The organism is Micromonospora sp. NPDC051296, assembly GCF_040682255.1.
Taxonomy (GTDB): domain Bacteria; phylum Actinomycetota; class Actinomycetes; order Mycobacteriales; family Micromonosporaceae; genus Micromonospora; species Micromonospora craterilacus.
On record NZ_JBFBAO010000342.1, the window covers coordinates 1 to 7554 of the forward strand.

Below are 7554 nucleotides of genomic sequence, written 5' to 3' on the forward strand. Positions count from 1 at the left end.
ATGGGGGCGAAGGCGGGGCAGGCGGCGACGGTGATGTATCTGGGTGCGGGGCTGCTTCTGCTGCTGTCGCTGGCCGGTCTGGTCCACGCGTTCCGTACGCCGCCGAGCAGGGCGTTCGCTGCTCCGACGCCGGAGCGGGTCGACACTGTGGCCTGACGGCGGCGACGTTCCCATCCTGCCGCCCCGGTCTCCCTGCGGAGACCGGGGCGGTGGTCGTCTCCGCCCGGCTCTCCGCCGCTGGCGAGTTGCTGGTCTTCGCGGCGACCTGCGAGCGACCGGCCGACTGGCCGGAGGCCGCCGCCGCCATGTACGCGTACCTCGGCCGCGTCGGGCGGCGGTACGCGGCGGCGGAGCGGCCGTTCGCGGCGGTCCAACCCGCCCTCGACGCGGACCACCCGCTGGTCCGGTTCGGCCCGCCGGGCGTACCGAAGCGGCCCGCAGCCTGGTACGCCCGCACCGGCGACCCGGTCGACCTGCTCGCCCGGCTACGACCGCTGCTGCACCGCCGCTGGCATGCGGCCGACCTGCGCTGGCGCGAGCCGGCACTGGTGATCGACATGTACGGCCGAGCCGCCCGCTTGGAGTTCACCGACGGTGAGCTGACGGCGGTGACGGCGGCGCGGGCCGCCGTGGGCCCGACCACCGACCCGGGTACCCACGCCGCCATCCCGCCGGACGCCTTGCTCCAACTCGCCCTCGGCCACCGCACCCTGCCCGAGGTGCTCGACGCCTGGCCGGACTGCATCCTGCGGGACGGCCTCACCGAGCGCTTCCTGACGGTGGCGTTCCCCCGGGTACCGGTCCGGGTCTGGCCCCGCAACTGACCCAGGCTGGCTGTCAGGAGCACGTGAGGATGACGAGTTGCTGGGTCGCTCGGGTCATCGCGACGTAGCGGTCGACCGCTCCTTCGATGCCCTCGCCGAACGCCTCCGGGTCGATGAGGACGACCAGGTCGAACTCGAGGCCCTTCGCCAGCTCCGGGGTCAGTGACCGGACGCGGGAGGTCGCCCGGAACGTGGGGTCGCCGATGACGCAGGCCATCCCGTCGGCATGCGCGGCGAGCCAGGTGTCGAGGATCGAGCCCAGATCAGAGGCAGATCCGCGTACGACGGGGACGTCGTTGCTGCGCACGGAGGTCGGCACGTTGGCGTCCGGGAGCACGGCCCGGATGACGGGCTCGGCTTCCGCCATGACCTCTTTCGGCGTCCGGTAGTTGATGCTCAGCGAGGCCAGGTTGATCCGGTCGAGCCCGATCCGCTTGAGCCGTTCCTGCCACGACTCCGGGAAGCCGTGCCGGGCCTGGGCGCGGTCACCGACGATGGTGAGACTTCGGGACGGGCAGCGCAGCAGCAACATCTGCCACTCCGCGTCGGTCAGTTCCTGAGCCTCGTCCACGACGATGTGCGCGAACGGGCCGGCGAGCCGGTCCGGGTCACCGCCGGGCAGTCCGGCCTCGTCGACCAGGGAGTTCCGCATGTCCTGTCCGTGCAGCATCGTCAGCACGCCTTCACCGTCGTCGTAGGCGTCGGCCTCGATCAGGTCGTCGATTACCGTGGCCATGCGTGCGCGTCCGGCGGCGACAGCGGCGTCGTGCCGGCGCTTACGTCCGGACGCCTCCGGGTCGCCGAGTCGCTGCCGTGCCGCGTCCAGGAGCGGCAGGTCAGCCACCGTCCAGGCCCGGACGTCGCCGCGCTGTAGCTTCCGGACCTCGCCGGGGCTGAGCCAGGGAGCGCACTTCCGGAGGTAGGCGGGGACCGACCACAGGTCTGCGACGAGGTCGGCCGCGTCGAGCAGCGGCCAACTGCGGTTGACGGTTGTGACCAGTTCCCTGTTCCGCAGCAGCGACCTGCGGACCAGGTCATCCGGCTCCTCGCCGTCGTACTTGTCCATCAGGATCGTGAGCAGCTCCGCCCAGATCTCGTCACGTGCCTCGTTGTGCGGGGTGCCGGGCCCCGCCGCTTCGAACGCCTCGGCCCAGTCGTCGGCGCTCAGCCAGATGTCGGACTCGTCGATCGTGACCGTCATCCCCTTGGCCGGCGGCTCCTCGTAGAACCTGACGGCCGCCTCGATCGCCTTCACCATCTCCGCGGACGACTTCAGGCGGGCCACGTCCGGGTCGGTCTCGATGGTTGCCGTCGCGCCTTCGGGGACGAGATCCCGCAGGGTGCAGGTCTGCACGTCCTCCTCGCCGAGGCTGGGCAGGACGTCCGCGACGTACGCCAGGTAGGGCTGGTGCGGGCCGACGAACAGCACCCCGCCCCGGCGGTGACCGAGGCGAGGGTCGGCGTAGAGGAGGTACGCGGTGCGGTGCAGAGCGACGACGGTCTTCCCCGTACCCGGACCGCCGTCGACGACGAGGGCACCACTCGATCCCGCCCGGATGATGGCGTCCTGGTCGGCCTGGATGGTGCCGAGCACGTCTCGCATCCGGCTCGTCCGGTTGCCGCCCAGGCTGGCGATGAAAGCGGACTGGTCGTCGAGCGCGGCGTGCCCGGCAAACCCGTCCGGCGTGAACACCTCGTCCCAGTAGTCGCTGATCCGGCCGCGGGTCCAGCGATACCGGCGGCGGCTCGCCAGACCCATCGGGTTGGCGTGGGTCGCCCCGAAGAACGGCTCAGCCGCGGAAGTCCGCCAGTCGATCAACAGTTGACGACCGTCGCTGTCTGTGAGACCGAACCGGCCCACGTACACCGGCTCGGGGTTGTCTGCGCTGACCATGCGTCCGAGGCACAGGTCCAGACCGAAGCGACGGAGGGCGCGCAGGCGAGCGGTCAGCCGGTGGATCTCCGTGTCCCGGTCCACCGCCTGCCGGCCCTTGCCGCCGGGCGCCCTGCGCTCGGCGTCGAGGCGGTCGGACAGGTCGGTGAACCGTTGCTCGAGGCTCGCCGCGATGGCCGCGAATTGCTGCTCGTCGCCGGTGATCAGCCGCGGGTCGGCCTTGGCAGAGAGGTTGTCGGGAAGATCAAACGCGCTGGTAGTCAGCGGGTTCACGTCATCAGCCCTTCGAGTCGAACTGCGCGCTCAGCTGGTGGCGGCGCCGAACCACCTGGGCAGCTGGCTGAGCAGATCCTGCTGATCGTCGCCGACCCAGGTCACGTGGCCGTCCGGCCGCTGGCCGTGCGCGAGAAACCGGTCCAGCAGGCCGCGCTGATCCATCACCTCGATGCTGCGGGCGTGCAGGCCGAGCGCGCGGACAACCCTGGTCGGCTCGGTCTCCTTGTCCAGCACGACCGCGTGCACCCCGTGCAGCCGCAACTCGCTGGCCAGCATCAAGCCGGTCGGTCCACCGCCGGCAATGATCACGTCAATCATCAATCCCCCGTTCAACAGCGCGCCCACCGGCGGTTCGACGTGCGCGAGACCCGCAGCGACAAAGCGCGCGCAGTTCACGAATCGCCGATTTCCGCAGGTTCTGCTTTCGGCTGGAGATTCTGCATCACATTGGGGGTCTTGCCGCAAGGCCCCCAATGTGCTATATGTTTGGAGTGGCAAGGAGAGTCATCTCCTTGCCTTTGTCTTTGCCCTCGGGGCGCCGGAACCGTGGACGCGATCTTGGCGGGGCCGCGCGATCTGCGTCAGCGGTGGAACAATCCGGCTCGTGTCTTCCTCGCCGCCGGATCCGCTCGACTTCCGCACCGTGCAACGTGCCTACGACACCGTGGCCGAGGACTACGCCACTCATCTCCCGGACACCCGTGCCGAAGCTCCACTCGACCTCGCCATGGTCGACGCCTTCGCCGAGGCGGTGACCTCCGGTGGCGATCCACAGGTCCTTGACGCGGGATGCGGCGCAGGGCGGATGAGCCGGTACCTCACCGGGCGGGGATGTCTGGTGCAGGGGGTCGACCTGTCGTCGCGCATGGTCGCCATGGCCCGGCGCGACCACCGCGACCTGGTGTTCACCGTGTGCTCGTTGACCGATCTTCCGTACCCGGACGACCGGTTCGCCGGCGTGATGCTGTGGTACTCGATCATCCACACGCCTCCTGCCGGCCAGGCGCGCATCTTCGCGGAGGCCACCCGGGTTCTCCGCCCCGGTGGCCACCTGCTCGTCGGGTTCCAGTCCGGCGAGGGCACGCGCGACCTTGCCAGGGCATACCGCCAGTTCGGCCACGAGATCGAACTTCAGCGCCACCTCTACCCGGCGGATCAGGTCGCCGCCCAGCTTGAAGCCGCCGGCCTGCGAGAAGTGTGCCGCCTGGTACGACGCGCTCAAGGCGTGGAGAGGGACGATCAGGCGTTCCTGCTGGCCGCTCAGTGAACCGCCAGTTCGTCCGGCACGTACCGCGACATCCGGTCCGCGCAACCGATCAGGAGGAGCGGGTTCGACCTGGTGACGTAGCCGTGATCGGCGTCGGCTCCCGGCTCAGCGCAAGTCGATCTCGACCGGGTGCGCCACGAGCATGTCCAGGTAACCGACGAGCGTGAACCGCTCCCTCGGCCGGGGCGGCAGGTCGACGAACATTCCTTCGATCGCCGCGCACAGCCCCAGCGGTATGTCGATCTCGTCGGAGCCTTCGAGGCCGACGTCGCCGAGGAGTAGCCAGCGAGGGCCGACCGGTGCTCCCACGTCCACCACTGCTGCTCCGGCGAAAGGCCAGCAACCGGGCGCCGTCCACGAGAGATCTTGGACAGTTCCCGTTAACGCGGCACGGGAACTGTCCAAGATTGCGCGCCGACCTCCCGCCATGTGGGAGGGGCACTCGCGCCGACCAGCGCAGGCCGAGACCTCGGCGCATCGGCCGCAGCGGCATGAGTGGGGGAACGTGCAGCCGGCGAGCACGGCTGTGCTGGGCGCCTGCTCGCCAGGGAGCGATGGACCGTGACGACGAGTTCGGTGGCGCGCCGGTCGCGGCTGTGCCACACTTCCCCAAGAGTTCTAGAACTCTCCGGTGCACTCTAGAACTGTCATCGCTCGTTGGTTGGGCGCGCAGACCGTGCGCGAGGTGAGGCGGGTTTCATGGCTGACGTGTTGTTGCGGCCGGGATCCGGGGAGATGGGCGACCCCGGCCGGCAGGGAAGGTTCGGGAAGTACGGGGGCGGGTACGTGCCGGAATCGCTGGTGGCCGCCTGCCGGCAGGTGGAGGAGGCATTCCGGGAGGCGTGGCCGGATCCGGGCTTTCGGCAGAGCCTGGCGAGGCTGCTGGCGGTGCAGGTCGGTCGCCCGACGCCGCTGACTCCGGCCCGGCGTCTCTCCGCCGAACTGGGCATCAACCTGCTGCTCAAGCGCGAGGATCTGACCCACACCGGGTCCCACAAGATCAACAACGTGCTGGGTCAGGCGCTGCTGGCACGTCGGATGGGCAAGGCCCGCTTGATCGCCGAAACCGGCGCCGGGCAGCACGGTGTGGCCACCGCGACCGCAGCCGCGCTGCTCGGGCTGGAGGCGACGGTCTTCATGGGGCAGCGTGACATGGAGCGGCAGGCGCTCAATGTGTTCCGGATGCGCATGCTGGGCGCCGAGGTGGTCCCGGTCGAGACCGGCAGTCGTACCCTCAAGGACGCCACCAGCCAGGCGATGCGCCACTGGGTCGGCGCGACGGAGCACGCGCACTACTGCGTCGGCTCGGTCATCGGTCCGCACCCCTATCCCTGGATGGTGCGGACGTTCCAGCGGGTCATCGGGGACGAGGCGCGCGGTCAGTGCGCCGGTGAGCTGAGCACCGGAGTGCCGGACTACGTGGTGGCGTGTGTGGGTGGCGGCTCCAACGCGGCGGGAACCTTCGCTGGCTTCGCCGACACCTCCGCCCGACTGGTGGGCGTGGAGGCCGAGGGCGGCGCGGGTGCGGCCCTCGGTCGGGTCGGTGTGCTGCACGGCGCCCGTTCGCTGTTCCTACAGGACGGCGACGGGCAGATTGTCGAGGCACACTCGGTCGCCGCGGGGCTGGACTACCCGGGCGTCGGACCCGAGCACGCGCACCTGCGCGATCTCGGCCGGGCGCGCTACGTGACGGTCACCGACAACGAGGCGATCTCCGCCCTGGTACGGCTGGCCCGTACCGAAGGGATTGTCGCGGCCCTCGAGTCGGCGCACGCCGTCGCCTGGGTGATCCGTGCGGCGGGCGCGGGCGAGTTGCCACCCGGTGCGACCGTCATGCTCACCCTGTCCGGGCGGGGCGACAAGGATGTCTCGACCCTGAAGGAGCTGGCGTGAGGCTCGAAACGCGCCTGCGGAGCCGCCGTGACGCCGGCCGTAAGCTGCTGATGCCGTATCTCACCGGCGGCGTCACCGCGACCTGGGTCGACCACCTGAGCGCGTTCGCCGACGCGGGCGCCGACGCGATCGAGGTCGGTCTACCGTTCTCCGATCCCACGTTGGACGGCGCCACCATCCAGGAGGCGACCCATGCGGCGTTGGCGCGGGGCGCGACGGTTCGCGGCATCCTCGGCGACATTGCCGGTCTCACCGACGATGTTCCGCTGGTCGCCAGCACGTACTACAACCTGGTCGTCCGCGACGGCCCGGAGCGGTTCTGCGCAGCCCTGCACGACGCCGGAGTCAGTGGCCTGATCGTGCCGGACCTACCGCTGGACGAGGCGGGCGAGGTGGCGGACGCCGCGGCCTCCGCGGGCGTCGACCTGGTCCTGCTCGCCTCGCCGGCAACACCCCAACCTCGGCTGGCGGAGATCGCTCGACGCAGCCGTGGCTTCGTCTACGCCGTGTCCCTGATGGGTACGACCGGCGAGCGGGCCGCCGTTGCCGACTCCGCCGCGACCCTCGCCAGCCGGATCAAGCGCAGCACGGACCGCCCGGTCCTGGTCGGATTCGGCATCTCCACGCCGCAGCACGCGGTCGAGGCCGCGCGAAGCGCCGACGGTGTCATTGTCGGCGCCGCGATCATGCGTCGGGTACTGGACGGCGCTACCCCGGACGACGTCGGCACCGATCTCGCTAAGATGCGCCGAGCCCTCGACCAGGAGCGTGACCAACCTTGACCAGCAGCTCCGGACACGAGGCGAGGTACCGGGCCATCGCCATGGACCTCGCCGAGAAGATCCGGGCAGGCCACTACGCCCCGGGCGAGGCGCTACCAGCCCAACGTGAGCTGAGCGCCTCGTACGGGGTCACCCTGATGACCCTCCGTCAGGCGCTTCGGCAACTCAGCGACGACGGCCTCATCGTTCAGCAGCCGGGCCGGGGCACCTTCGTCGCCCCACCCCATCTGGCGTACCAACTCGGCTCACTCCAGAGTTTCGCCGACGACCTGGAAAAGCAGGGCCACGACGTACGCACCGTCGTGCTGGCCCGCTCGATCCGCCGCGCGTCGGCGCGCATCGCCACCCAACTCCGGATCCCGCCCGGAGACACCGCCCTGCGGCTGGAACGGCTGCGCGAGTTCGCCGGGCGCCCGGCGATCCACCAGGTGTCCTGGGTACGCAGGCCACATGCCGAAGGCATCCAGGATCGGGACTTCACGAGCGTCTCGCTCTACGGCGCGCTCGCCGACGCCGGCGTCTCCGTCGACCTGACCGTGGAACGCGGCCAGCTGGTGCTGGTCGTCGGCCCGGTCGGCTCGGGCAAGTCCTCGCTGCTGCGGGCACTGGCCGGCATTG

General features: G+C 70.4%; 6 protein-coding genes and 2 pseudogenes. 5 read left to right on the plus strand and 3 right to left on the minus strand.

Translation table 11 applies throughout. The features are described from left to right. Positions 1–227: 227 nt before the first annotated feature. Positions 228–824, plus strand: a pseudogene (locus AB0M52_RS27140) (GNAT family N-acetyltransferase); the annotation flags it as partial. A 13-nt stretch (positions 825–837) separates the two neighbouring features. Here AB0M52_RS27140 and helR read toward each other — a convergent pair. After that, positions 838–2982, minus strand: a complete 2145-nt coding sequence (helR, locus tag AB0M52_RS27145) for an RNA polymerase recycling motor ATPase HelR (protein WP_363959307.1) — start codon at positions 2980–2982, stop codon at positions 838–840. A 129-nt stretch (positions 2983–3111) separates the two neighbouring features. Then, positions 3112–3312 (minus strand): annotated as a pseudogene (locus AB0M52_RS27150) (FAD-dependent monooxygenase); the annotation flags it as partial. On the opposite strand from AB0M52_RS27150, the gene AB0M52_RS27155 reads away from it, so the two are divergent. Beyond that, entirely contained in the window at positions 3296–4261 is a 966-nt protein-coding gene (locus tag AB0M52_RS27155) for a class I SAM-dependent methyltransferase (RefSeq protein ID WP_363959292.1), read from the plus strand. The pseudogene AB0M52_RS27150 and the gene AB0M52_RS27155 overlap by 17 nt on opposite strands. 105 nt (positions 4262–4366) lie before the next feature. On the opposite strand, the gene AB0M52_RS27160 is transcribed toward AB0M52_RS27155, so the two are convergent. After that, positions 4367–4579, minus strand: coding sequence for a hypothetical protein (locus tag AB0M52_RS27160; protein ID WP_363959295.1), 213 nt, complete (start codon positions 4577–4579; stop codon positions 4367–4369). A gap of 381 nt (positions 4580–4960) precedes the next feature. Here AB0M52_RS27160 and trpB point away from each other — a divergent pair, with 381 nt between their 5' ends. The 3 genes from trpB to AB0M52_RS27175 form a co-directional block, all read left to right on the plus strand. Next, complete coding sequence (trpB, locus tag AB0M52_RS27165) at positions 4961–6154, plus strand: tryptophan synthase subunit beta (RefSeq protein WP_363959298.1); 1194 nt, start codon at positions 4961–4963, stop codon at positions 6152–6154. Then, a complete protein-coding gene (trpA, locus tag AB0M52_RS27170) occupies positions 6151–6936 on the plus strand; it encodes a tryptophan synthase subunit alpha (RefSeq protein ID WP_363959301.1) in 786 nt (261 codons plus the stop codon). The genes trpB and trpA overlap by 4 nt, the downstream gene beginning before the upstream one ends. Beyond that, positions 6933–7554: GntR family transcriptional regulator (locus AB0M52_RS27175; protein ID WP_363959304.1), on the plus strand; the 622-nt coding region annotated here is incomplete at its 3' end. The genes trpA and AB0M52_RS27175, both read left to right, overlap by 4 nt.